General features: G+C 60.1%; 23 protein-coding genes and 1 pseudogene. 13 read left to right on the plus strand and 11 right to left on the minus strand.

Annotation, left to right across the window (positions count from 1 at the left end):
• Positions 1–98 precede the first annotated feature (98 nt).
• The 6 genes from LOY68_RS05070 (at position 99) to LOY68_RS05095 (ending at position 6,484) form a co-directional block, all read left to right on the plus strand.
• Positions 99–404, plus strand: coding sequence for a DUF3649 domain-containing protein (locus tag LOY68_RS05070; RefSeq protein ID WP_163908505.1), 306 nt, complete (start codon positions 99–101; stop codon positions 402–404).
• Entirely contained in the window at positions 401–1,981 is a 1,581-nt protein-coding gene (locus LOY68_RS05075; RefSeq protein WP_265043323.1) for a PepSY-associated TM helix domain-containing protein, read from the plus strand. Before LOY68_RS05070 ends, LOY68_RS05075 begins: the two co-directional genes overlap by 4 nt.
• Positions 1,982–2,305, plus strand: a complete 324-nt coding sequence (locus LOY68_RS05080; protein ID WP_163908513.1) for a DUF3325 domain-containing protein — start codon at positions 1,982–1,984, stop codon at positions 2,303–2,305. It abuts the gene before it with no gap.
• Positions 2,305–2,868 (plus strand): RNA polymerase sigma factor, encoded by a 564-nt coding sequence (locus LOY68_RS05085; protein WP_152981027.1) that lies wholly within the window; start codon positions 2,305–2,307, stop codon positions 2,866–2,868. Before LOY68_RS05080 ends, LOY68_RS05085 begins: the two co-directional genes overlap by 1 nt.
• Positions 2,865–3,854, plus strand: a complete 990-nt coding sequence (locus LOY68_RS05090) for a FecR family protein (RefSeq protein WP_265043325.1) — start codon at positions 2,865–2,867, stop codon at positions 3,852–3,854. Before LOY68_RS05085 ends, LOY68_RS05090 begins: the two co-directional genes overlap by 4 nt.
• Positions 3,855–4,054: 200 nt before the next feature.
• Complete coding sequence (locus LOY68_RS05095; protein ID WP_265043327.1) at positions 4,055–6,484, plus strand: TonB-dependent siderophore receptor; 2,430 nt, start codon at positions 4,055–4,057, stop codon at positions 6,482–6,484.
• A 135-nt stretch (positions 6,485–6,619) separates the two neighbouring features.
• Here LOY68_RS05095 and LOY68_RS05100 read toward each other — a convergent pair whose 3' ends face one another.
• Positions 6,620–7,495, minus strand: coding sequence for a helix-turn-helix transcriptional regulator (locus LOY68_RS05100; RefSeq protein ID WP_265043329.1), 876 nt, complete (start codon positions 7,493–7,495; stop codon positions 6,620–6,622).
• Between the two features lie 139 nt (positions 7,496–7,634).
• Between LOY68_RS05100 and LOY68_RS05105 the strand changes: the two genes are divergently transcribed.
• Complete coding sequence (locus LOY68_RS05105) at positions 7,635–8,537, plus strand: DMT family transporter (protein WP_265043330.1); 903 nt, start codon at positions 7,635–7,637, stop codon at positions 8,535–8,537.
• Positions 8,538–8,566: 29 nt separating this feature from the next.
• On the opposite strand, the gene LOY68_RS05110 is transcribed toward LOY68_RS05105, so the two are convergent.
• The 5 genes from LOY68_RS05110 to LOY68_RS05130 form a co-directional block, all read right to left on the minus strand.
• Entirely contained in the window at positions 8,567–9,076 is a 510-nt protein-coding gene (locus LOY68_RS05110) for a DUF2165 family protein (RefSeq protein ID WP_163908524.1), read from the minus strand.
• Between the two features lie 169 nt (positions 9,077–9,245).
• The gene (locus LOY68_RS05115; protein WP_265043332.1) at positions 9,246–10,220 is read right to left on the minus strand and encodes a 2-hydroxyacid dehydrogenase; all 975 of its coding nucleotides are present in this window, start codon (positions 10,218–10,220) and stop codon (positions 9,246–9,248) included.
• Positions 10,221–10,404: 184 nt separating this feature from the next.
• A complete protein-coding gene (locus LOY68_RS05120; RefSeq protein WP_265043334.1) occupies positions 10,405–10,857 on the minus strand; it encodes a hypothetical protein in 453 nt (150 codons plus the stop codon).
• A 399-nt stretch (positions 10,858–11,256) separates the two neighbouring features.
• Entirely contained in the window at positions 11,257–11,505 is a 249-nt protein-coding gene (locus tag LOY68_RS05125; protein WP_265043336.1) for a DUF6124 family protein, read from the minus strand.
• Positions 11,506–11,837: 332 nt separating this feature from the next.
• Positions 11,838–12,806: a LysR family transcriptional regulator gene (locus LOY68_RS05130; protein ID WP_123405442.1), complete on the minus strand. Its 969-nt coding sequence runs from the start codon at positions 12,804–12,806 to the stop codon at positions 11,838–11,840.
• Between the two features lie 314 nt (positions 12,807–13,120).
• Between LOY68_RS05130 and LOY68_RS05140 the strand changes: the two genes are divergently transcribed.
• From LOY68_RS05140 to LOY68_RS05155, 5 genes and pseudogenes are all read left to right on the plus strand, one after another.
• On the plus strand, positions 13,121–14,632 hold the full coding sequence (locus tag LOY68_RS05140) for an efflux transporter outer membrane subunit (RefSeq protein WP_265043338.1): 1,512 nt from the start codon (positions 13,121–13,123) through the stop codon (positions 14,630–14,632).
• A pseudogene (locus tag LOY68_RS32215) lies at positions 14,629–14,748 on the plus strand (metal ABC transporter ATP-binding protein); the annotation flags it as partial. The gene LOY68_RS05140 and the pseudogene LOY68_RS32215, both read left to right, overlap by 4 nt.
• Before the next feature lie 23 nt (positions 14,749–14,771).
• Complete coding sequence (locus LOY68_RS05145; protein ID WP_265043340.1) at positions 14,772–16,964, plus strand: FUSC family protein; 2,193 nt, start codon at positions 14,772–14,774, stop codon at positions 16,962–16,964.
• A complete protein-coding gene (locus LOY68_RS05150) occupies positions 16,954–17,154 on the plus strand; it encodes a DUF1656 domain-containing protein (protein WP_007896379.1) in 201 nt (66 codons plus the stop codon). Before LOY68_RS05145 ends, LOY68_RS05150 begins: the two co-directional genes overlap by 11 nt.
• Before the next feature lie 10 nt (positions 17,155–17,164).
• On the plus strand, positions 17,165–18,028 hold the full coding sequence (locus LOY68_RS05155; RefSeq protein ID WP_265043348.1) for an HlyD family secretion protein: 864 nt from the start codon (positions 17,165–17,167) through the stop codon (positions 18,026–18,028).
• 94 nt (positions 18,029–18,122) lie between these two features.
• Here LOY68_RS05155 and LOY68_RS05160 read toward each other — a convergent pair whose 3' ends face one another.
• Complete coding sequence (locus tag LOY68_RS05160; RefSeq protein ID WP_265043349.1) at positions 18,123–18,518, minus strand: DUF4440 domain-containing protein; 396 nt, start codon at positions 18,516–18,518, stop codon at positions 18,123–18,125.
• On the minus strand, positions 18,515–19,885 hold the full coding sequence (locus LOY68_RS05165) for an MFS transporter (protein ID WP_265043351.1): 1,371 nt from the start codon (positions 19,883–19,885) through the stop codon (positions 18,515–18,517). The genes LOY68_RS05160 and LOY68_RS05165 overlap by 4 nt, the downstream gene beginning before the upstream one ends.
• A gap of 111 nt (positions 19,886–19,996) precedes the next feature.
• Here LOY68_RS05165 and LOY68_RS05170 point away from each other — a divergent pair, with 111 nt between their 5' ends.
• Positions 19,997–20,878 (plus strand): LysR family transcriptional regulator, encoded by an 882-nt coding sequence (locus LOY68_RS05170; RefSeq protein WP_265043352.1) that lies wholly within the window; start codon positions 19,997–19,999, stop codon positions 20,876–20,878.
• A 91-nt stretch (positions 20,879–20,969) separates the two neighbouring features.
• Here LOY68_RS05170 and LOY68_RS05175 read toward each other — a convergent pair whose 3' ends face one another.
• The 3 genes from LOY68_RS05175 to LOY68_RS05185 form a co-directional block, all read right to left on the minus strand.
• Positions 20,970–21,968 (minus strand): hypothetical protein, encoded by a 999-nt coding sequence (locus LOY68_RS05175; protein ID WP_265043363.1) that lies wholly within the window; start codon positions 21,966–21,968, stop codon positions 20,970–20,972.
• A gap of 152 nt (positions 21,969–22,120) precedes the next feature.
• Entirely contained in the window at positions 22,121–23,143 is a 1,023-nt protein-coding gene (locus LOY68_RS05180) for a sel1 repeat family protein (protein WP_265043365.1), read from the minus strand.
• Positions 23,144–23,463: 320 nt separating this feature from the next.
• Positions 23,464–24,288 (minus strand): SDR family oxidoreductase, encoded by an 825-nt coding sequence (locus LOY68_RS05185; protein WP_163908548.1) that lies wholly within the window; start codon positions 24,286–24,288, stop codon positions 23,464–23,466.
• Positions 24,289–24,320: the final 32 nt, after the last annotated feature.

Raw genomic sequence — 24,320 nt, forward strand, 5'->3', positions numbered from 1 at the left:
TCGGATCTCTTTTGCGTATGAGAATATTTATCATTAATATTGCGCGCTTGTTGGTCCTGCGATGTGCACGGGGCCTCACCCGGTTTCAAGGTCGAAACATGAAAGGCAAGATCAGCACGCTCCCCGTTTCCTACAGACTGGCGGTTACCTCGCGGGTGCTGGCTGCCTTGTTGGGCGGCTATGTCGTCGCCGCGCTGGCCAGTGTCAGCCTCAGCCTGTTGCTGCCCATGGCCCGCGCCGAAGCGGTGATCACCGGGATGATGACCTCGTTTCTCGCCTATCTGGTCGCGGTGCTCTGGTGCTTTGCCTGCCGCAGTGCCTGGCGAGCGTGGGTCGGCATGCTTGTGCCGAGCCTGGTGCTGGGCGCGATTTCCGGGTTGGCGTACTGGGCGGGCCAGCCATGAAAGAGGGCTTTCGTCAGGCGATGGCCTGGTTGCATACCTGGGTCGGTTTGATCTTCGGCTGGTTGTTGTTCGCGATTTTTTTGACCGGTACCCTCGCGTATTTCAAGGCTGAGACCACTCACTGGATGCAGCCGGAGATTCCCGCGCGCTCAGTGTCTTCCGAAGCCAGCCTGAGCGTGGCGCAAACCTATCTGCAGCAGCACGCCGCCAACGCGTCGCGCTGGGTCATCGACCTGCCGACCGCTCGCGAGCCCGGCCTGAAGGTGCGCTGGCAACAAGCCCCGGCCGAACCGGGCAAGCGCGGCCAGTTCAGCAAAAAGACCCTCGATCCACTGACCGGCGCCGAAGTGCAGGGCCGGGCGACCCTGGGCGGCGAGTTCTTCTACCGTTTCCACTTCGAGCTGCAAATGCCCTACCCGTGGGGCCGCTGGTTGTCGACCCTCGCCGCCATGCTGATGTTCGTCGCGCTGATCACCGGGATCATCACCCACAAGAAAATCTTCAAGGACTTCTTCACCTTCCGCCCGCGCAAGGGCCAGCGCTCCTGGCTCGACGGGCATAACGCGGTGGGCGTGCTGGTGTTGCCGTTTCACCTGATGATCACCTACAGCAGCCTGGTGATTTTCATGTCGATGGTGATGCCGGCCAGCATCCTCGCTTCGTACAACGGTCAGGCCGGGAAGTTTTTCGAAGAAGTGTTCCCGGCGGCCAGCACACCGCCCGCCGCAGGCCAACCGGGAACGTTGGCGCCGTTGGCCTCATTGCTGGACCAGACCCGGGAGCAATGGTCGGGCGGGCGAGTCGGCAGCCTGGTGGTGAACAATCCCGGCGATGCGAATGCCTCGGTGGTGCTGGAGCGCGATGGCGCCGATGGCGTGGTCTACAACTTTGGCCGCGCGCTGACGTTCAATGGCGTGACTGGCCAGCTACTGAGCAAATCTGCGGAGCAGCCGATTCCGATGGCGATTGCCGGCGGTTTCTATGGTTTGCACATGGGCCATTTCGCCGGTCCGGTGCTGCGTTGGTTGTACTTCATTTGCGGCTTGGCCGGCACGGCGATGATCGGCACCGGCTTAGTGATCTGGCTCGGCAAGCGCCAGCTCAAACATGCGAAAAGCGGCGTGATGCCGTTCGAATTGCGGCTGGTGGAAGTGCTGAACGTCGCCAGCATGTCGGGGTTGGTGATCGCCGTGGCGGCGTTCTTCTGGGCCAATCGATTGTTGCCGGTTGGGATGGCGGAGCGGGCACATTGGGAAGAGAACGTGTTCTTCATCTTTTGGGGCCTGAGCCTGCTGCATGCCGTGCTACGCCGTGGCCGCGCGGCGTGGGTCGAGCAGTTGACGCTGGCGGCGCTGTTGTTCGGGCTGGTGCCGTTGCTCAATGCGTTGACCTCGCAGCATCACTTGGGCGTGTCGCTGCGCCAAGGTGACTGGGCCATGGCCGGCTTCGACCTGACGTGCCTGGGCAGCGGCCTGTTCCTGGCGTGGTCCGCGTGGAAAATGCAGCGTTCGGGACGCACTGAACCGGTCACCCGAGCGCGTGCCCGCCCCGTCACCCTTGAGCGCGAGGCGACCTGAATGCTGCTCGCTCTGTTGCTCTGTTACGGCGGTTTCACCGCGCTTTGCCTATCGATGGATCGGCATCACGCCGACCTGCTCGGGCGCAAACCCTCGGCCCGACGCCGATCCAACCTGCGACTTGGCGGCTGGCTGTTGCTGGGCTTGTCGTTGTGGGCAGCGGTGTCCGCGACCGGTTGGGGTTTGGGCTTGGTCGAGTGGTTCGCCGTCTTGATGCTCAGCGCATTGCTGCTGGTGTTGCTGTTGCCGTATCGCCCGCGCCTGGCCTTGTGGTTGGCGGCGTTGGGCCTGGTCGCCAGCCCCGTTTGTGCAGTGCTGACCTGATGCTCGCCAGCCCACCGGAATCCCACGATGACGAACATCGTGGCGCCCGCGCGCATTTCCTCCAGGTGTTTCTGTCCCAGCGTTCGCAGATGGAAGCGCTGGTGAGTCGACGCGTGGGTTGTCGGGCGACGGCGGCGGATCTGGTGCAGGATTTGTTCCTGCGCTTCTGGCGCCGGCCGTTGGTGCAGGTCGAAGAACTCAGCACCTATCTGCTGCGCTGCGCCGGCAACATCGCCATCGATCATCTGCGCAGCGAAGGCACGCGGGTGCGGGTCAACGAAGGCTGGATGCCCGATGCGCCGGACAGCCAGGGCAGCGAGCCGCAAGCCGCGCTGGAGGCAGGCAACGATTTGCGCCATGTCGAAGCCGCGTTGCGTGCTTTGCCCGAGCGTACGCGACAGATTTTTCTGCTCAACCGCATTCACGGCCGCAAGTACGCCGAGATCGCGAAGGCCATGGGTTTGTCCCAAAGTGCCGTGGAAAAACATATGATGCGCGCCCTCGACGCCTGCAAGGCCAGCCTGCGGGAACCCGAACCGCGCACGCCAAGGAAAGCACCGTGAATCACGCCGAACGCGTCACCCCGACGCCCGCCCAGGAACAGGCTGCTTTCGCCTGGCTGAGCCTGTTGCACGATCAGCCCAGCAGTGGCGATCAACTCATGTTCAGCCACTGGCTGCAGGCCGATCCTGCGCATGCCGAGGCTTATGCCCAGGCGCAAGTGGTGTGGGAATTGAGCGAAGTGCCGGCGCAAAAACTGGCCGACGAAGAAGCGTTGGCCCTGCAGGGTTATCTCAATGCGATGAACCGCTCGCGGCGCCCCAACGTGCGGCGCTGGTCCGGTGCGTTGGCGATGGCTGCATGTCTGCTGCTGATGGTCGGCCTCGGCGCGGGGTGGCAGCCTCTGCGTTGGGCGGATGATCTGGGCGCGGATTATGTTTCGGCGCCGGGGGAAGTTCGCACGGTCACTCTGGCGGATAAAACCCAAGTCACCCTCGATGCCGACAGCGCGATTGCCGTGGATTTCAGCCGTGGCGAACGGCATGTGCAACTGCGTCGCGGCGCCGGTTTTTTCAGCGTGACCCACACCGGCGAGCCGTTTGTGGTGGAGGCCGAAAAGGGCCAGGCGCGGGTGCTGGGCACGCAATTCGAAGTACGCCTGCAACCGCATGGCGCGCAGGTCACGGTGTTGTCCGGGCGGGTTGGCGTGACGGCGGATCGTAATGCCGAGCAGCAAATCCTCACCGCTGGACAGCAGGTTGCCTACGGCGAAGGTGCGGCGGAAAAACTGCATGCCGTGGACAGTGAAGCGCAACTGGCCTGGCGCCAGGGTTGGCTGAATTACTACAAGGCGAGCCTGGCGGAAGTGGTGGAGGATTTGCGCCGGTATTACCCTGGGCGGATTGTGCTGCTTAACGATGAACTGGCGGCGCGGCGGGTCAGCGGGAGTTTTCCGAGCAAGGATCCGCAGGCGGTGTTGAGTTCGTTGCAGGGGGTGATGGGGTTTGAGCAGCACAGCGTTATGGGGCATTTGATTATTTTGCGGTAAAGCAAAGTCAAAAGATCGCAGCCTTCGGCAGCTCCTACATGAGTACGCATTCCCCTGTAGGAGCTGCCGAAGGCTGCGATCTTTTGATCTTCTGAAAATAATTTCAAAATTTTAGTGAGGTAAACCCAACCCCCATCCGTGTAGTGACTGAAACTGCGAGTCATTCGCATCCCGTAGCGGTTCTACACAGGTCATGAGCAATGAAGTCCAGGGCAAAATCGGGTTCGGTCAAACAGTGGTTCGGTGCCTCGGCGCTGAGTTTTTCGGCTTTGGCATTGCTGCCGCTGAGCGTGGCAATCGCCGCTGAAACCGCCAGCACGCAACAGCGCACGCAATTCAACTTTGCCCTGGCCGCCAAACCGCTGCCCCAGGCCTTGAGCGACTTCAGCCGGATCACCGGCATCAGCGTGGTCTACACCGACGAAGCGCCCTACGGCATCAACGCCCCGGCGGTCAGCGGGCAGATGAGTGCCGAACAGGCGATCCAGCGTTTGCTCAGCGGTTCGGGTTTCACCTTCCGCCGCACCGACGCTCATACCCTGGCGCTTGAACCCGTACCCACCGAAGGCACCCTTAATCTGGGCGCGACCACCATCACTTCGGTGATGGATCAAACCATGAGCTATCAGCCGCCGCCCACCAGTTCGGTGATGCGCAGCTCGGCGTTGCTTCAGGAAACCCCGCAGACCATCAACGTGATTCCGGCCCAGGTCATTCGCGACCAGGCGCCGCGCAATCTGGATGACGCCCTGGCCAACGTCAGCGGCATCACCCAGGGCAACACCCTGGCGAGCACTCAGGATTCGGTGATGACCCGCGGTTTCGGCGACAACCGCAACGGCTCGATCATGCGCGACGGCATGCCGATCGTGCAGGGCCGTGGCATGAACGCCACCGTCGACCGGGTCGAAGTGCTCAAGGGCCCGGCCTCGTTGCTCTACGGCATCCAGGACCCGGGCGGCGTGGTCAATATGGTCAGCAAGAAACCCGAACTGACCCAATACAACGCCCTGACGCTGCGCGGTTCGACCTACGGCGACGGCAAGAACGGCAGCGGCGGCAGCCTCGACAGCACCGGTGCTTTGGGCGATTCCGGGCTGGCCTATCGCATGGTCCTGGACCACGAAGACGAAGACTACTGGCGCAACTTCGGCACCCACCGCGAGACGTTGGTGGCGCCGTCCCTGGCCTGGTTCGGCGAAAGCACCAAGCTGCTGTTCTCCTACGAACACCGGGAATTCCTCACCCCGTTTGACCGTGGAACGGTCATCGATCCGCGCACCAACCATCCGCTGGACATCTCGCGCAACGAGCGCCTCGACGAACCGTTCAACAACATGGAAGGGCGCTCGGACCTGTATCACTTCGAGGCCGATCACGAACTCAACGACAACTGGAAAGCCCACTTCGGCTACAGCTGGAACCGCGAAACCTACGACGCCAGCCAGGTACGCGTCACCGCCATCGACACCAAGAATGGCACCCTGACCCGCAGCATGGACGGCACCCAGAATGCGATCAGCACCGACCGTTTCACCACTGCCAGCCTCGAAGGCAAAGTGAATGTATTGGGTATGCAGCACGACCTGATGTTCGGCGTCGATGACGAGTACCGCAAGATCTACCGCGAAGACCTGATCCGCCAGAAAAGCCGGACCACCTTCAGCTACGTCAATCCGGTGTATGGCCGCGAAGTCGCCGGCACCACGGTCAGCGCACCCGACAGCGCCCAGACCGATGAACTGCGCAGCGATTCGATCTTCGCCCAGGACTCGATTCACCTCACCGACCAGTGGATTCTGGTCGCGGGCGGGCGCTTCCAGGAGTACGACCAGTACGCCGGCAAAGGCGTGCCGTTCAAGGCCAACACCGACAACAACGGCCAGAAATTTGTGCCGCGCGCCGGTCTGGTGTATCGCTACACCGATGAACTGTCGTTCTACGGCAGCTACACCGAATCGTTCAAACCCAACTCGACCATCGCGCCGTTGAGCGGCAGCACCGTGGTACTCGACGGCAGCATCGCGCCGGAAGAAGCCAAGTCCTGGGAAATCGGCGCCCGACTCGACATGCCGGGGCGCATCACCGGTGACATTGCGCTGTTCGACATCAAGAAGCGCAACGTGCTGATCGCCAATTCCGAAGGCCCGACCACCATCTACAGCGCCGCCGGTGAAGTGCGTTCCCGAGGCCTGGAAATCGACCTGACCGGTCAGCTCACTGATCGCTGGAGCATGATCGGCAGCTACGCCTACACCGATGCCGAAGTCACCGAAGACCCGGACTACAAAGGCAAGAAACTGCAAAACGTCGCCAAGAACACCGGCTCGCTGTCGGCGGTCTATGACTTCGGCACCATTGTTGGTGGCGATCAACTGCGGGTCGGCGCGGGTGCGCGTTATGTTGGCGAGCGGGCGGGGGATGCGCCGAATGATTTCGATCTGCCGGGCTACACCGTGGCTGATGTGTTTGCTACTTACGACACCAAAGTCGAAGGGCAGAAGGTCAAGTTCCAGCTCAATGTGAAGAACCTGTTTGATCGCACTTACTACACCTCGGCGGCGAGCCGGTTCTTTGTGTCGATGGGGGATTCGCGGCAGATCTCGCTCTCCAGCACATTGGAGTTCTGATCGGGCACCGCGTCATCGTTCTTCGCGAGCAAGCCCGCTCCCACAAGTGACCGCGTTCTTTCATGGGAATGCGATCAAATGTGGGAGCGGGCTTGCCCGCGAAGAGGCCCTGACAGGCACCGATAATCTCCGGTCCTACCGCAAAAACGCCAACCGATACTCCCCAGGCGTCCCACCCAATACCTGCCGAAACCGATTGGTGAAATGACTCGCACTGGCAAACCCGCACGCCAGCGCAATCTCGCCCAATGGCTGCGACGTCGAGCGCAACAACTCCCGCGCCCGACTCATGCGCCGCGCCAGCACATATTGATGCGGCGGCAAGCCAAAGCTCTCGCGAAACATCCGCGCAAAGTGATATTCGGATAACGCACATAACCCCGCCAACTGCCCCAGGCTGATGGGTTCGGCCAACTGACTGTCGATGAACTCCACCAACTGCCGCCGCAGATGCGCAGCCAATCCGCCCTTGAGCCGCAATCCCTGGCGCATGCCAACCTGATTGAGCAGCGCGTGGCTGAGCATTTCGTGGGCTAGGCTGCTGGTTAGCACGCGTTCGCCGGGCTCTTCCCAATTGAGGGTGAGCATCTGCCGAAAACGCCGGGCCTGTTGTGGGTCTTCAAGGAAGGTGCCTTCGCGCAATTGCAGTTCGCGCGGTTCGCGGTCCAGTAGCGTGACGCAGCCGAGGGCGAATTGTTCAGGGCTGAAATACAGATGAGCCAGGCGAATATCGCCATTGATCACCCAGCCGGACTGATGCTCGGCGGGCAGGATGCACAGTTTGTCCGGGCCGCCCTTATTGCCGGGCTGGTCACGACGAAAGGTCTCGGTGCCGCCGGCGATGTAACAGGACAGAGTGTGGTGAGTCGGCGCTTCGTAGTCCTGGGCGTCGTGATGGTTGCTCCACAAAGCTGCAGCCATGCCGTCACCGAGCTCGGCGCTGTGCTCAAGACGAGCATTGGGCGAGCGGTTGAGGGCTTGAAAGACTTGCAACGTTTCCAGTGCGGGCATGATCGTTTTCTCTCCAACGCCTTGCATCCTACTCCGTAGACCTTGACCTGCCAGCCCATCGGCCGACAAAAGCGCAAGTTTATGCAAGTGCACCCGGTGCTGGCGCAGGACACTGGATTCCTATTGAGGAGTCTTTGCCATGAACCTGTCTTTGTACCTGTTGACCGTGCTGATCTGGGGCACCACCTGGATTGCCTTGAAGTGGCAATTGGGCGTGGTGGCCATTCCGGTGTCGATTGTCTATCGCTTCGGTCTCGCCGCGCTGGTGCTGTTCTTGATGCTGCTGCTCAGCCGTCGCCTGCAAGTGATGAACCGTCGCGGGCATCTGATCTGCCTGGCCCAGGGCTTGTGCCTGTTCTGCGTCAACTTCATGTGCTTCCTGACCGCCAGTCAATGGATCCCCAGCGGGCTGGTCGCCGTGGTGTTTTCCACCGCCACGCTGTGGAACGCCCTGAATGCGCGAGTGTTCTTCGGTCAGAAAATTGCGCGCAATGTGTTGATGGGCGGCGCGCTTGGCCTGTCGGGGCTTGGCTTGTTGTTCTGGCCGGAACTCGCCGGCCATACGGCCAGCCCTGAAACTTTGCTCGGTTTGGGTTTGGCCTTGCTCGGGACGCTGTGTTTCTCGGCCGGCAACATGCTGTCGAGCCTGCAACAGAAGGCCGGGCTCAAACCCCTGACCACTAACGCCTGGGGCATGGCCTATGGCGCGGCGATGCTGTCAGTGTGGTGCCTGGTCAAAGGCATCCCGTTCGACATCGAATGGAACGCCCGCTACATCGGCTCGCTCATGTACCTGGTCATTCCCGGTTCGGTGATCGGCTTCACCGCCTACCTGACGCTGGTCGGGCGCATGGGCCCGGAGCGCGCGGCGTACTGCACCGTGCTGTTCCCGGTGGTGGCACTGAACGTCTCGGCCTTCGCCGAAGGCTACCAATGGACCGCGCCAGCGCTGGTCGGGCTGGTGCTGGTGATGCTGGGTAACGTGTTGGTGTTCCGCAAACCCAAGGCAGCGCTGGTGCAGGGCAGCGGTAAATTGGCCTGAACCGGTTTAAAGCATGAGCGCTGGCGCCGTCAGCGCTCGGTCTTCAGGGCCAGGAAAATCAACAAGGGCACGATGAAATCGACGATATGCCGCGCCCAGTCCTTGGCATTCCACGTTGGCGATTCATCCATGTCGAACCACTCGACACCGACCACTTGCAGGCACACGTAATAAATAAACAGGGCAATCAACAAACCGACGATAGAAAGTTTTTTGGCCTCGTGGAATGCTTCGGCTGAAGCATTTATATATTTGAGCAGTTGATAAGTGCCCATCAGGCAATACAAGGTGTAGATCACTTCCAGCGTAATGATGATCCAGTAAATTCGGTGATGAAGCATCGGCGATGTAATTGCACGATAACTTATGTAATTGTTCTCTCGGGTGGTGTCCATGCTCAGGATATGACCGACATATTCATAGTTTGAAGGGTAGTCGGTAAAGTTGCTGATCATTACTAACAGTCCAAAAAAACTGAAGGACGCCATTAGTAAGACTTTGCTGTATCTGATGAGTTGGTCGGTGCTCAGGTTGTTCAATGTAAATGCTCTCCGTGGCCAGAACTCGTGATAGTCGAGAATGGCGCGGAGTTTATAGCGGGTATCAAGTTTTTGGTGGTGCACTGGTTTTCAAGGTGTGTATCGAACTTGAAGTTGTCAGCGTTAATAAAAAACGGGCAGGTGTTTCATACACCGGCCCGTTTTTTTATCAGCCTTTCCAGACTTGCGGGTTCACCAGATCCTGCGGGCGCTCACCGAGCAAGGCGCTGCGCAAGTTGGCGAGGGCGCGATTGGCCATCGCTTCGCGGGTTTCATCGGTAGCGGAGCCGATATGCGGCAGGGTCACGGCGTTTTTCAGTTGGAACAGCGGCGACTCGGCCAGCGGTTCTTTCTCGTAGACATCCAGGCCGGCGCCACGAATCCGGTTGTTCTGCAACGCCTCGATCAGCGCTGGCTCATCTACCACCGGGCCGCGCGCGATGTTCACCAGGATCGCACTCGGTTTCATCAACGCCAGTTCGCGATGGCTGATCAGGTGCTTGGTCTTCTCGCTGAGCGGCACCACCAGGCAAACGAAATCAGCTTCGGCCAACAGTTGGTCGAGGCTGCGGAACTGCGCGCCGAGCTCTTGTTCAATTTCTGTCTTGCGGCTGTTACCGCTGTAGATCACCGGCATGTTGAAACCCAGCCGACCACGACGGGCAATGGCCGCGCCGATGTTGCCCATGCCGACGATGCCCAGCGTCTTGCCGTGCACATCGCAGCCAAACAGCGGCGCGCCGACGGTTGCCTGCCACTGGCCAGCCTTGGTCCAGGCGTCCAGTTCGGCGACCCGGCGGGCGCTGCTCATCAGCAGGGCGAAGGCCAGGTCGGCGGTGCTTTCGGTGAGCACATCAGGCGTGTTGGTCAGCATGATCCCGCGTTCATTGAAGTAGGCGACGTCATAGTTGTCGTAGCCCACCGATACGCTGGAAACCACTTCCAGCTTGGCGGCGTTCTCCAGTTGCTCACGGCCGAGTTTGCGACCGACGCCGATCAAACCATGGGCGTGGGGCAGGGCTTCGTTGAACTGGGCGTTGATGTCGCCATTTTTCGGGTTCGGCACGATCACGTCGAAATCTTGTTTCAGGCGTTCGATCATTTCGGGGGTGACACGGCTGAAGGCGAGGACGGTTTTTTTCATGGGAAGCGACTCGGCGGGCAGTGGTGAATGCCAAGCACGCTAACATTCTTTTTGGGATTTATGCGAGGTCCCGGGTGTACACGACTCTCCTGTGGGAGCGGGTTTGCTCGCGAAAGCGGTGTGTCAGTCGCCATTAATGCTGGCTGTGAAATCATTCGCGGGCAAGCCCGCTACCAAAAGGGTTTTACCGCTGCTGAAGTTTCATCCCTTCAGCCTTAATCTCGCCGGTAAATATGAGTTCTTCCCCAGTATTACTGTCGATGAAAGTGAAATTGAACAGCGCCCTTAATGTGCCTTTTTTTCGGTCAAAATCGAAGGTGATGTGGCCTGTGTCACTTTTTGGCTGATGGAGGGTGTCCAGGCCATTCCTGAGTTGGCGAAAGATGAGTGGGTTTACCGGGCCGCCTTCGACAAACTCATAACGCTTGTTTTGAATGTTTATCGGGAACCTCAGGTATAAAAAATTTGTTGTATGCGGGTAGGCGCTGACGTGTGAAGCATTGATTCCTACCAGAATGTTATTGGTGGTGAATGCGGTGACGTTGCCTTCGAAGCGGCCAAGTTTTTGAATAATGGCGTCCACGGTGCCAAGCGCAGAGTGTTTTTTATGACTCGAATCGATCGTTTCAGCGAGCATTACGCTTTCCTTGCGTGCGGTCTTGCGCTGAACATAAACATGATGTCGGGCGTCGTAAACTGTCAGAGTTGACAGTTGACGAAGACACATTTATCGCGAACAGCGCTTGATTTAACTGTGTGAGCGGACTTGCTCGCGAAGGCTATCCATTTCCCTTCCTACACAACAACCGTCAAAACACGTCGGAAATATCCTTGAGGATCTGCAATTTGGAGAACTGTCTGTAGCTCAGTTAACCAGCGCCTCCCACAACGGTGAACACAATGCTTGTGAATAACAGTAATCCCCTGTGGGAGCGAGCTTGCTCGCGATGGCGGCGGTTCAGGCGACTCATCTATTCGATGTGTCATCGTTTTCGCGAGCAGGCTCGCTCCCGCAGGGGAAGTTTGGTGGTGTTGGTCACTCTTGCGGATCGAGGTTGTCCAGCACCCGGTTCACCGAGAGTTCGGCCAGCATGATGACTTGCTGGATGCCGAGCAGGGTGTTGCGGTGGGTGCCTTCGACAAATCCGGCGAAGTCACTGGCCATGACGCTGGCCGAGGCGAGGGATTCGCTGGCGTAGACCATCAGGGCTTCGGTAGTGGCGTTGGGGACGACCTGGAACAGGTGGCTGGGCGTGTGAGGGGGATTCGGTGTTGGCTTGAACATAAGGGCAATACTCCATGGGGGATTACTGGAGCTGCCACTTTCGTTTTCCAGACGAAGGGTGGCAGCCGTGCGCGGACTGGAAAAACCGGTCAATCCCACCAAAACCCGGCAGACCCGAAGGTCTCCCGCGCACAGCCGCCATAACATTGCAGGCAGAAAAAAGCGCCGCAGTATGCCATGTGCTGAAGTAGGAAATGATCCGGGTTTTCCAGACCCGGTCACTGATGCGTCAGTGACCCCCAAAGCCTATCCACTTCCCTTCCCACACAACAACCGTCAAAACACGTCGGAAACGTCCTCGAAAATCCGCAGTTTGTAGGACCGTCCGTAGCTCAATTCGCCAGTCGCGCCCCGGCCAGACTTCCGCTCAATTCATACGCCGTCAGTTCTGCCTGATGCGCTGCCAGAATCTCCGGCAACGACCCGCGCAGGTACTCGACCCACGTCTTGATCTTCGCATCCAGGTACTGCCGCGACGGGTAGATCGCGTACAGATTCAGTTCCTGCGAGCGGTAGTTCGGCATCATCCGCACCAGCGTGCCGTTGCGCAGCCCTTCAATCGCCGCGTACACCGGCAACACGCCCACACCCATGCCGCTGGTGATCGCGGTTTTCATTGCGTCGGCTGAGTTCACCAGAAACGGTGAGCTGTTAATGGTGACCATTTCCTGGCCTTCCGGGCCGTCGAACGTCCACTTCTCCAGCGGAATCACCGGGCTGACCAGGCGCAGGCAGGCGTGGTTGAGCAGGTCGCTGGGTTTTTGCGCACAGCCGTTGGCTTTTACATAGGCCGGCGAGGCGCAAACGATGCTGTAGGTGATGCCCAACCGCTGGGAGACGAAACCCGAGTCCGCCAGTTCGCTGGCGAGCACGATGGACACGTCGTAGCCCTCGTCCAGCAGGTCCGGCACGCGGTTGGCCATGGTCAGGTCGAAGGTCACGTCCGGGTGGGTCTTGCGGTAGCGGGCGATCGCGTCGATCACGAAGTGCTGGCCGATGCCGGTCATGGTGTGCACTTTCAGTTGCCCGGCGGGGCGGGCGTGGGCGTCGCTGGCCTCGGCTTCGGCTTCTTCGACGTAGGCCAGGATTTGCTCACAACGCAACAAGTAGCGCTTGCCGGCCTCGGTCAGGGCGATGCGGCGGGTCGTGCGGTTGAGCAGGCGGGTTTGCAGGTGGGCTTCCAGGTTGGAAACCGCGCGCGAGACGTTGGCCGTGGTGGTGTCCAGTTGCACGGCGGCAGCGGTGAAACTGCCGGCCTCGGCCACGTAACTGAAGGCGCGCATGTTTTGCAAGGTGTCCATGGGGTGCTCTCGGGTTCGATGGCAAATTGTGACACGAAGTTACCGGGGCAGTGACCCCGACCAAGGGATTATCGCAGTAACGGTAACAAAGATTCACAGGAATCCCAGCTTATCGCCAACCAGGCCCACCCCTAGAATTGCGCCACCGCAGGAACATCAATACCTGTGGGAGCGAGCCTGCTCGCGAAGACGGAGTATCAGTCAACGTTGATGTTGGCTGACGAACCGCTTTCGCGAGCAGGCTCGCTCCCACAGGGGTCAGTGCCCGGTCCCACAATATTTCGTGCCTCCCCCCACCTCAGGAATTTGCAGCAGTGCCGCGTCGCATCAACAGAGCGCTCAAGACGCTCAGTGTTTTGGCTTTAACCCTGGCAATCAGCGGCTGCATCGGTACCGGAGGTATTGCCCCGCAGGGCAAGGCGCTGGAGGCTGATTCGCTGGCCACCGACGAAGCCATCCAGAACGCTGCACAGGACGCTCACTGGCCCACCGCGCAATGGTGGCAGGCCTATGGCGACCCGCAATTGAATCGCTGGATCGACCTCGCCGTGCAAGGCAGCCCGACCATGGCCATGGCTGCCGCCCGGGTGCGTCAGGCCAAGTCCATGGCCGGCATCGCCGAAGCTGCCGAATCGTTGCAGGTCAATGGCGAATCGACCCTCAAGCGCCACAACTGGCCGACGGATCAGTTCTACGGCCCGGGCGAACTGTCCAACACCACGACGTGGGACAACAACGCTTCGTTGGGCTTCAGCTATGCCCTCGACCTGTGGGGCCGTGAAAGTAACGCTACCGAGCGCGCCGTCGACATGGCGCACATGACCGCCGCTGAAGCACGGCTGGCGCAGCTCGAATTGCAGAACAACATCGTGCGCGCCTACATCGAACTCTCGCTGCATTACGCGCAACGGGACATCGTCGCCGCGACGTTGAAACAGCAACAGCAAATCCTCGACCTCGCGCAAAAACGTTTGAACGGCGGGATCGGCACGCATTTCGAAGTCAGCCAGGCCGAAACGCCGTTGCCGGAAACCCATCGGCAGATCGACGCACTGGACGAAGAAATCGCCCTGAGCCGCAATCAACTCGCGGCCCTTGCCGGTAAAGGTCCGGGCGAGGGTGCGCAGTTGCAGCGACCAACCTTGTCATTGGGCGCCGCACTGAAACTGCCGTCGTCGCTGCCCGCGCAATTGCTCGGTCAACGCCCGGACGTAGTCGCCAGTCGCTGGCAAGTCGCGGCTCAGGCCCGAGGCATTGATGTGGCGCACGCCGGTTTCTACCCCAACGTCGACCTGGTCGGCAGCCTCGGCTACATGGCCACGGGCGGCGGTGCGCTGGAGTTTTTGACCGGCAAGAAACTCAACTACAGCGTCGGCCCGGCGATCTCGTTGCCGATTTTCGACGGCGGTCGTTTGCGCTCGGAACTGGGTGAAGCATCCGCCGGGTATGACATCGCCGTGGCGAAGTACAGCCAGACCCTGGTCAATGCGCTGAAGAACATCTCCGACCAATTGATCCGCCGCGAGTCGATGGACAAGCAGCAAACCTTCGCTACCGAGTCGGTAGCCACGGCGCAGAAGACCTACGACATCGCGATGATCGCCTATCAGCGCGGGCTCACGGATTACCTCAACGTGCTCAATGCCCAGACGTTGCTGTTCAAACAGCAACAGGTTCAGCAGCAGGTGCAGGCGGCGCGGTTGAGTGCGCATGCGGAATTGGTGACGGCGTTGGGCGGTGGGTTGGGTGCTGGCAGCGATGTGCCGAAAGACAGCCAGACCGCCGCCCCGAAAACCCCGGCCCTGCTTAAGAGCCTCTCGAATTGAACACAAAACCTGTGGGAGCGAGCCTGCTCGCGAAAGCGGTGTGTCAGGCGACATCAGCATTGACTGACACGCCGCCTTCGCGAGCAGGCTCGCTCCCACAGGGTCCCGGCCCGACTGAAATATCAATGAGCAGGATTCGATGACTCCCTTGCCCGCACCGCTGCGCTGGCTGTATTCCCTCGAATGGCGCCGTGGCTTTTACGATTGGGCACGCAGCGATGGCGTGACCTGGGTCTACATTTTCAAAGTGCTGCTCGCCGCGTTCCTGACCCTGTGGCTGGCCATGCGCCTGGAATTGCCGCAACCGCGCACAGCGATGATCACCGTGTTCATCGTCATGCAGCCGCAAAGCGGTCACGTGCTGGCCAAGAGTTTTTATCGCTTCCTCGGCACCCTCGCCGGGTCGGCGGTGATGGTGTTGCTGATCGCGTTGTTTGCGCAGAACACCGAACTGTTCCTCGGTTCGCTGGCGATTTGGGTTGGCTTGTGCACGGCTGGTGCGGCGCGTTATCGCAACTTCCGCGCTTACGGTTTTGTGCTCGCTGGCTACACCGCAGCGATGGTTGGTTTGCCGGCATTGGCACACCCGGACGGCGCCTTCATGGCGGCGGTCTGGCGGGTGCTGGAAATCTCTTTGGGGATCATCTGTTCGACCCTGATCAGCGCCGCGATTCTGCCGCAAACCGCCAGCGCCGCGATGCGCAACGCCTTGTATCAGCGCTTCGGTGTGTTCGCTTTGTTCGTCACCGACGGCTTGCGCGGTCGCAGCAAACGCGAGGCTTTCGAAGCGAGCAACGTGCGCTTCATCGCCGAAGCAGTGGGCCTGGAAGGCTTGCGCAGCGTGACGGTGTTCGAAGACCCGCACATGCGTCGGCGCAACGGTCGCCTCAGTCGCTTGAACAGCGAGTTCATGAGCATCACCACGCGCTTCAACGCCTTGCACCAATTGCTCGAACGCTTGCGCAGCAGTGAGGCGGACCATGTGGTGGCAGCGATCAAACCGGGTTTGCAGGACCTCGCCGAATTGCTCGACGGCTTCAGCGGCCGGGCACTGACCAATGCCGATGCCGCGCGCCTGGTCACGGCGCTGAGCGCTTACAAAGAAGGTTTGCCGGCGCGGGTGCGCAGCTTGCGTGCGACCTTCCAGGAGAGCGACCCGAGCGACGCCGAGCAGCTGGATTTTCACACCGCTTACGAGCTGCTTTATCGCTTCGTCGATGACCTGCACAGTTATGCACAGACCCACGCGTCCCTGGCCGATCACAGTCACGCGCGGGAGCAATGGGACGAGCCGTTCACCCCGCAAACCAATTGGATGGCCTCGGCGGCGTCAGGGATTCGCGCGGCATTTATTCTGGTGGTGCTCGGCAGTTATTGGGTCGCCACCGCGTGGCCGAGCGGGGCGACGATGACGTTGATTGCCGCCGCCACCGTGGGCCTTTCGGCGGCGACACCGAACCCGAAACGCATGGCGTTCCAGATGGCTTGCGGCACGTTGCTCGGGGCGCTGATCGGCTTCGTCGAGATGTTTTTCATCTTCCCGTGGATCGATGGTTTTCCGTTGCTGTGTGTGATGCTTGCGCCGGTGATCGTGCTCGGATCGTTCTTGACGTCACGCCCGCAATACGCCGGGGTCGGCCTCGGTTTGCTGATCTTCTTCAGCACCGGTTCGGTGCCGGACAACCTCACGGTCTATAACCCCTACACCTTTATCAACGACTACATCGCGATGGTCCTCGGCATGCTGGTGTGTGCCGCTGCCGGCGCGATCATCCTGCCGCCGAACAGCCGCTGGTTGTGGCGTCGGCTGGAGCAGGATTTGCGCGAGCAAGTGGTGTACGCGATCAGCGGCAAACTCAAGGGTTTGGGCTCGAGTTTCGAAAGTCGCACCCGGGATCTGCTGCACCAGGCGTATGGCTTGGCTGTGGGTTCGCCACAGGTGCAGCGGGACTTGTTGCGCTGGATGTTTGTGGTGCTGGAAGTCGGCCACGCGATCATTGAGTTGCGCAAGGAACAGGCGATTCTGCCGGTGCATCCGGCCTATGCCGAATCCCAGCCGTGGCGTCAGGCAATTCGCGTAATGGGACGCTCGCTGGTGCGGCTGTTTTTGCAACCGAGCCAGAGCAATCTGGAACGCGGATTGATCGCCGTGGATCATGCGATCAGTCGCGTGCAAGCCACCGACGAACCGTTCGCCCCGCACTTCGACACGTCCGCGTTGCGTCGTGTGAAGAGCTATCTGCACTTCATCCGCACCTCGTTGCTCGACCCGCAATCACCGCTTGCCGCCTACGCAATCACTCAGTCCCAAGGAGTTGAACATGCCGCGTGAAATCGCCTTCCACGGCGTGTACATGCCGACCATGACGCTGATGTTTTTCATCGCCGCGGCACTGGCCTGGGCGCTCGACCGGTTCTTGTCCGGGTTCGATCTGTACCGCTTCTTCTGGCACCCGGCGCTGCTGCGCCTGAGTCTGTTTACCTGTCTGTTCGGCGCCCTGGCGCTGACGGTCTACCGTTGAGAACGTACTGATGAAAAAGCTTTTCAGCCTGCTCGCGACCCTGCTGGTACTGGCCCTCGCGATATGGATCGGCCGGACCCTGTGGGTGCATTACATGGACACGCCGTGGACCCGCGACGGTCGCGTGCGCGCCGACATCATCAACGTCGCCGCCGACGTCACCGGCGAAGTGGTCGCCGTGCCGGTGCGTGACAACCAGTTGGTGAAGAAGGGCGATTTGCTGATGCAGATCGACCCCGAGCACTACCGCATCGCCGTCAAACAGGCGCAATCATTAGTGGCTTCGCGCAAGGCTACATGGGAGATGCGCAAGGTCAACGCCCATCGCCGCGCCGACATGGACGCGCTGGTGATCTCCAAGGAAAACCGCGACGACGCCAGCAACATCGCCGACTCCGCGCTAGCCGATTACCAACATGCGCAAGCGCAGCTGGAAGCCGCCGAACTCAATCTCAAACGCACCGAAGTCCGCGCCGCCGTTGACGGCTACGTCACTAACCTCAACGTGCATCGCGGTGATTACGCGCGCATCGGCGAAGCGAAAATGGCCGTGGTCGATATGAACTCGTTCTGGGTCTATGGCTTCTTCGAAGAAACCAAGTTGCCGCATGTGCGAGTGGGCGATAAGGCCGACATGCAGCTGATGAGCGGCGAAGTACTCAAGGGGCATGTAGAGAGTATTTCCCGCGGCATCTACGATCGGGATAACCCGGAGAGTCGTGAACTGATTGCCGATGTGAACCCGACGTTCAACTGGGTGCGGTTGGCGCAACGGGTGCCGGTGCGGATTCATATTGATGAAGTGCCGGAGGGCGTGCTGTTGGCAGCGGGGATTACCTGCACGGTGGTGGTGAAGGAGGCAAATTCCGAGTAAAGCGGAAGATCAAAAGATCGCAGCCTTCGGCAGCTCCTACAGGTGTACACAAAATCTGTAGGAGCTGCCGAAGGCTGCGATCTTTTGGGGACATTCAATTGCAAAACGTCTCCTGCAAATGCCGCCAAATAACTTCGCCGGATTCGATTTTTTCAAACACCACCGTTGACCGTCGATCCGAGTGCAACCCTGTCGCATCGGTCTGCTGCTCGCGATAACTCACCGTCGCGCCGCGTTCGTGCAGGGCAATCCCGCACAGCTCGCTGAGTTCGATTTTGAACCCGGTCTTCTGCCCGCCCGCCATCCGAAACAACGCACTCAGCGCCTCCAGATCCAGCACCCGACCCAGTGGCGAGACCATGGAAAACCGGGGTGAAAAACGCGCCAGCAAACTGTCCAGCGCAGCTTCGTCCTGTACCTGGGCAAACCATTTTTCGATCGCCACGTGGGCCTGGATCACTTCGTCAAAGTAGTCGGTGTAGTCAGTCATACGGATTTTTCCTGAAGGGCTGGTGAGGTGAGCAGGGCGAGGATTTTCTTCGAGTCGAGGCGCAGGACGGCGGCCATTGGCATCACGGTCAGCAGTGCCGCTGCGAGGAAGCAGTAGTTGAAACCTTGTGCGCCCAACGCACCGAGTAACGAACTCAACAGCGCCGCGCCCAGGCAGAAACCGAGTTGGCGATTGATGTTCCACAGGGCGCTGGCGTGGCCCATTTTTTCCGGTGCGATACCGACGAACGCCAAGGTCTGGGCGGTGACGCTGCACAGGCTGCCGCCCAGGCCCATCACTGCGTAAGCGATGATCAGCAACGGGCCGACGGGCTGTGCGGCGCGTGTCAGCAAGAGGATGCCCAGGCACTGCAACAGCATGCCGGTGATCAGCAACGGTTTGGGTCCGATGCGGTTGAAACTGCGTTTGCCCAGCAGGATCGCCACCCCTGAGCCCGCCGCCCACGGCAACATCAACGCGCCGATTTGCGCTGCGCCGAGACCGAGGTCGTGCAGGTACAACACGGCAATCAGGTGGGTGCCGGTAAAAATGCCGGGCACACAGAGGTAGATCAGCATCGCCGCGCGCAGTGATGGATTTCTGATCAGTTGCAGGTCGAGGATTGCCGCGGGTTTTCGCCAGCCGTCGCGCAGGTATAGCGCCGCCATTGCCGCGCTGGCGATCAGTCCGAGCACGCCGAGAAGACGAGTGTCCGGCTCACTCAACAGGCTCAGGGCAATCAACAACAGACTCAGGGCCGAGACGGCGAGTAGCAGGCCGCGAGCATCGAGTGTCGGGCGTTCGCTGGAGGCTTGATCGGGTTTCAGCCACAGCGCGGCGAGGCCGAGTGCGAGCAGTGCCACCGGCACATTCAGGTAGAAAATCCAGCGCCAGGACAATGCCTCGACGATCAATCCGCCGGCCGCCGGTGACAGCGCTGGTACCATCAGCGCCACCAGCAACACCACACCCGTGAAATGCGCACGCTGGGCCGGTGGAAATTGTCGATAGGCCAGGGCCTGGCCGACCGGCAGCAGCAACCCGCCACCGAGCCCTTGCAGCAATCGCCAGCCGATCAGGCTTTCAATCGATCCTGCCTGCGCCACCAATGCCGAAGCGATCCCGAACACCAGCAGCGAACCGAGGATCAACCGTCGTTCACCGAGCCGCGCCGCCAGCCACACGCTCATCGGAATGATCAACGTCAGCCCGAGCATGTAGGCGTTGCTGATCCACGCCAGTTCGGTCACCGACGCACGCAGTTCCCGGGCGATGTCGGGGTAGGCGATGGTGGCGACGAACATGTTCAGCAGGTCGAGGGCGAACCCCAATAAATACACCAGCGCGACTTTCGAGCGATAGGCCATGGCCAGTTTCCCTGTAATGAGAGGTGCAGGGTAGAGCGCTGGCGACGTTAGGAAAACGCTGGTTTGGCTGCTAGTTTGTCAAAATTATTTTGACAAGGGAGCGCCGCGAGCATGGTCAGCCTGGACCGTTTTGACACTTTCAAAGCCGTGGTCGAGGCCGGGTCGTTGACCGCAGCGGCCGAGACGTTGGGGCAGACCCGCGCGGTGGTGAGTTTCAACCTCAAGCGTCTGGAGGAAGAGCTGGGCGTGACTTTGCTGACCCGCAGCACCCGGCAATTGGCGTTGACCGATGCTGGCGAGCGTTTTTATCGGCGCTGCTTGCGCACCCTGGACGAGGCCCAATTGGCCATTGAGGAGGCCCGTTCCGAGCACTCGCAGCTCAAGGGTTCTTTGCGGATTACCACCACGGTGGAGTTTGCCCTGGCCCAAGTGGTGCCCGCGCTCGGTGTGTTTCGTGAGCAGCATCCGCAGTTGAACATTCACCTGTCCACCTCCTCGACCCACGCCGATCTGATTTCCGAGCGTTTCGACGTGGCGATTCGTCTGGGGCGGATGCTTGATTCCAATCTGCGAGCGGTGCAGTTGTCGACGTTCGAGATTTTTGCGGTGGTGGCGCCGGGGTTGGTCGAGCGTTTCGGGACGGTCGATACGCTGGCGGCGTTGGAGTCGCTGCCGACGCTGGGGCATGGGCGAGTGCCTGAACTGACGGTGAACGATCCGGCCGGGACGGAGTATCTGTACCAACCCAAACCGGGGAAAACCGCGATTGTCGCCGACAACTCGGCGACGCTGCGGGCCTTTGCGTTGTCCGGGCAGGGTGTGGCGATTCTGCCGCAATGGCTGATTCAGGAAGATCTGGAGGCGGGGCGGTTACAGCGCTTGTTGGCGGATCATCGATTCGCGCAACAAGGGGTGTATGCGTTGTACCCGGACACCCGGCATCTGCCGCTGAAGGTGCGGGCGTTTATTGATTTTATGAAGGGGTGGAGTTGAGGTTTTGTGGTGATTGTTCTGGCCTCTTCGCGGGCAAGCCTCGCTCCTACAGGGTTTGTGTTTGCCCGGGTCTCTTCGTTGGTAAGGCGTCTTACAGTTGCGCCTGGCTGAGGATGACTTCGGCCTTCTTCACTGCATCTGCCACGTCCAGTTCTTTGTCACTGAGCAGCGCCATGACCTGCGGATTTTTCAGGACGTCGGCATTGCTGCTGTGCAACTGAGCCTGTCGTGAAATGATCACATACGCGTAAAGCTGATCACGGGTGGTGAACTCGGGACGAGCACTCACTGTGGCCAGTGCGTTCTCCATAAAGGCATGGCGATCTATCGGCGACAATCCCTTGAAGGTGTCGGGGAACTGCATATGGAGGTTCGCCGAGTACACCGCGATGTTTTCCTCTCGCGCCTCTTTACGCACCTCGTCGTTGCTGGTCACTTTCTTGCTCAGTTGCTCGTAACCTTTTTCTCCTTCGCTGAGTTGCTGCGGGTTCATTCTTTGTTTCAGCGAGTCGATCTGTGCCTTGTCGTCGAGGACTCTGGCCCAACTGTAGGCTACGGGCAGATTGGCTTTGTTGGTGTGTACACGAATCATGGTTTGCTGGGCGTCCGGATCGCCATGGCGTGCGGAGCGTTCCAGCCAACGTAAACCGAGGTCGGTGTCCGGCGTCTGTCCGCGCATGCCATAGGCAAAGTTCTGGAACATGCTGAACTCGGCGCACGAGTCATTTCTGACTGCGGAATACGCCATATAGCTGAAGGCTTCCTGATCGCGCTGGGCGCTGTCCTTGCTCGTGTCGTGTTCCGCGATGCTTGCCAGATAACACAAGGCCCGGTCATGGGTGGGCGCGGCCATGATCAGGCAACTGCGGGCTTGCTCGGGCTTTTCGTCGTTGTACAACTGGTAGCCGATGCCGTACAGCAGATCGCTGTCCATGTTGAGGTTGCAATACTCGTTGGCGACGGCTTGCGGTAACAGTTCCTTGAGGCTGAGCTTGGGCAGGGTGGCGTTCAGCGCCTCGTCTGGCGATGGCGTGCCGCAGCCGACAAGCGCGGCGGCCAATGCCAGCGGCAGCAGGTGTTTGCATTTCATTGGATATTCCTTGATCGCGGTTGAGGCGTTACGTCCGTGGCGCAGGCACGGCGTGGGTCAAAGGCTGTTACTGGCTCTTGCCGAGGATGACCAGCGACTCGGCCGCGAGCATGGAACGAGGGAGCACGCTCCCTCGCCACCGTCGTATCGATTTACCTGTAGAACTTGTTGACCACCAGCAGGCCATGCTCGATGGTTTCAGCGACCGACAACTCCTTATCTTCCATAAGGGAGACGATCCGCTGGTCATTCGCGATATTCGCGTCAGGTTTTTTCAGCAGAGCGGCGCGATTGATCACGATATAGCTCAGCACGTGACCACGGCTCTTGGTGAACGGCAGGTCCATGGCTTTGTACATCGACTGCTTTACGTAGTCGTAGCGCTCGGCAGACGACAGGCCTTTGAAGGTGTCCGGATAGTCTTGATAGATTTCGGCGGAGTAACGGCCGACGTCTTCTTCCCGCGCTTCGGCGAACATGGCTTTTTTGCTGGTGACCTGGCCAGCGAGCTCGGTATAACGCTTTTCACCGTCGGCGATTTGCGCGGCGGTCATCTTCGTTTTCAGGGCATCGGCAGCAGTCGAGTCATCGTCCTTGGCCATGATCTTTGTCCAGGCGTAGGCGGCGACCAGGTTGCCTTGCTCTTCGTACTGCTCGATCAGTTCCTTCTGAGCCTCGGGGTAACCATGCACCGAAGAGCGCTCAAGCCAACGGCTGGCCAGCGCATGATCTTGCCTGGCTCCGCTGCTGCCGTATTGGTAGGCCTGATAAAGACCGAATTCTGCGCACCAGTCATTCTGCATCGCCGAATAGGCCATGTAATTGAAGGCGTCGCTGTTGCGTTGATCCGGGTTTTTGCTTTCGTCCTGGCCGGCGATCATCGACAGATAGCAGAAGGCGCGAGGGTGTTTCGGCGCGGCCAGTTCCAGGCAGCTTTTGGCGGTGTCCCATTCCTGATCGCCGTACAGTTGAAAACCGAGGCCGAACAAAATGTCGCTGTCCATTTGCGCATTGCACTGTTCATTGCTGGACGGTGACGGCAGCACACTTTGCAAGGTCAGCTTGGGCAGCGTGTCGTTGAGGGAGGGCTCTTTGCTGGCGGTCTGTTCGGAGCTGGCGCTGCAGCCGGCCAACAAGGCAACAAAGGCCAGTGGCAGCACGTTGAAAATGTTCAATGGATATTCCCTGATCTGCGATTGAATAAAGGTCGCATGGAACGAGCAGGGGAAGAGCGGGAAGGCAAGCAATCCGTGCTTCAGTTTTAATGCCAGCGATTCCATGCTGTTTGAGTCGGCGTAAACGCGTCGAATGTCTCAAGTGCGCGCATTCTACTGAAAGCACCCGGGTATACAAACCTGTATGGATGCGGCGCCGGCGGTGTGATCGAGTTGTTGTTGCGATGTCTCTGGGCCTGAGCCTCGCCATGGGCACCATGGCGCTGCTCAGTCTGATGATGATCGTGACGGTCTGGCGCCAATAGACCGGTTTGCCACGCTCAGAGTTGGCGATTCAAACCGAAGCGCTTCATCAAGGTCGACTCCAGCAACCCCTTGGGCAGCAATGTTGCCAGCAGTGGCAATGCCCGGCTGCCATTGCCGATGCGGATCAGCCGTGGCGGTTTGCTCTGTTGCACTGCTTTGAGCAGCTCAGCGGCAAACTCACTGGATGGCGTTGGTTTGTCCTGCGACGCCTTGGCCCGCGCTCGAATACCCTCGCGCAATGGAAACCACGGGGATTGTTCGGTGATCAGTTGTTCGGCTTCATGCCCGGCATTCTTGGCAAAACTGGTGTTGATAGCGCCGGGCTGGACTTCCATCACACGGATGCCGAACGGCGCCAATTCCATGCGTAGCGCATCGCTCAAGGCATGCACCGCGGCTTTCGAGGCGCAGTAGGCGCCGGCGAACGGCGTGACCAACACCCCGGACACGCTGCCGATGTTCACCACCAGACCCTTGGCCCGGCGCAACACCGGGAACAACGCCTGAGTGACGCCGACCAGCGCAAACACATTGGTTTCGAACTGGCGTTGCATCGCCGGCACGCCGCCATCGAGCAGCGGCCCCATGGCGCCGTAACCGGCGTTGTTGATCAGCACATCGAGGCCGCCATGTTGCTGGTTGATGCGTTCGCTCAGCTGTTGGAGTGCGGCGCCATCGTTGACGTCCAGTTGCACCGCCGTGAACCCGGCGGCCGCCAGAGCGGAAACGTCTTCAGCCTTGCGGGCACTGGCCCAGACTTCGTAGCCGGCGGTTTTGAACACGTCGGCCAGGGCGCGGCCGATGCCGCTGGAACAACCGGTAATCAACGCAACGGGCATGGCGCGGTCCTTGTGCAATAAGAAGTGGGGGA

This window comes from Pseudomonas sp. B21-053 (genome assembly GCF_026016365.1).
GTDB lineage: Bacteria > Pseudomonadota > Gammaproteobacteria > Pseudomonadales > Pseudomonadaceae > Aquipseudomonas > Aquipseudomonas nunensis.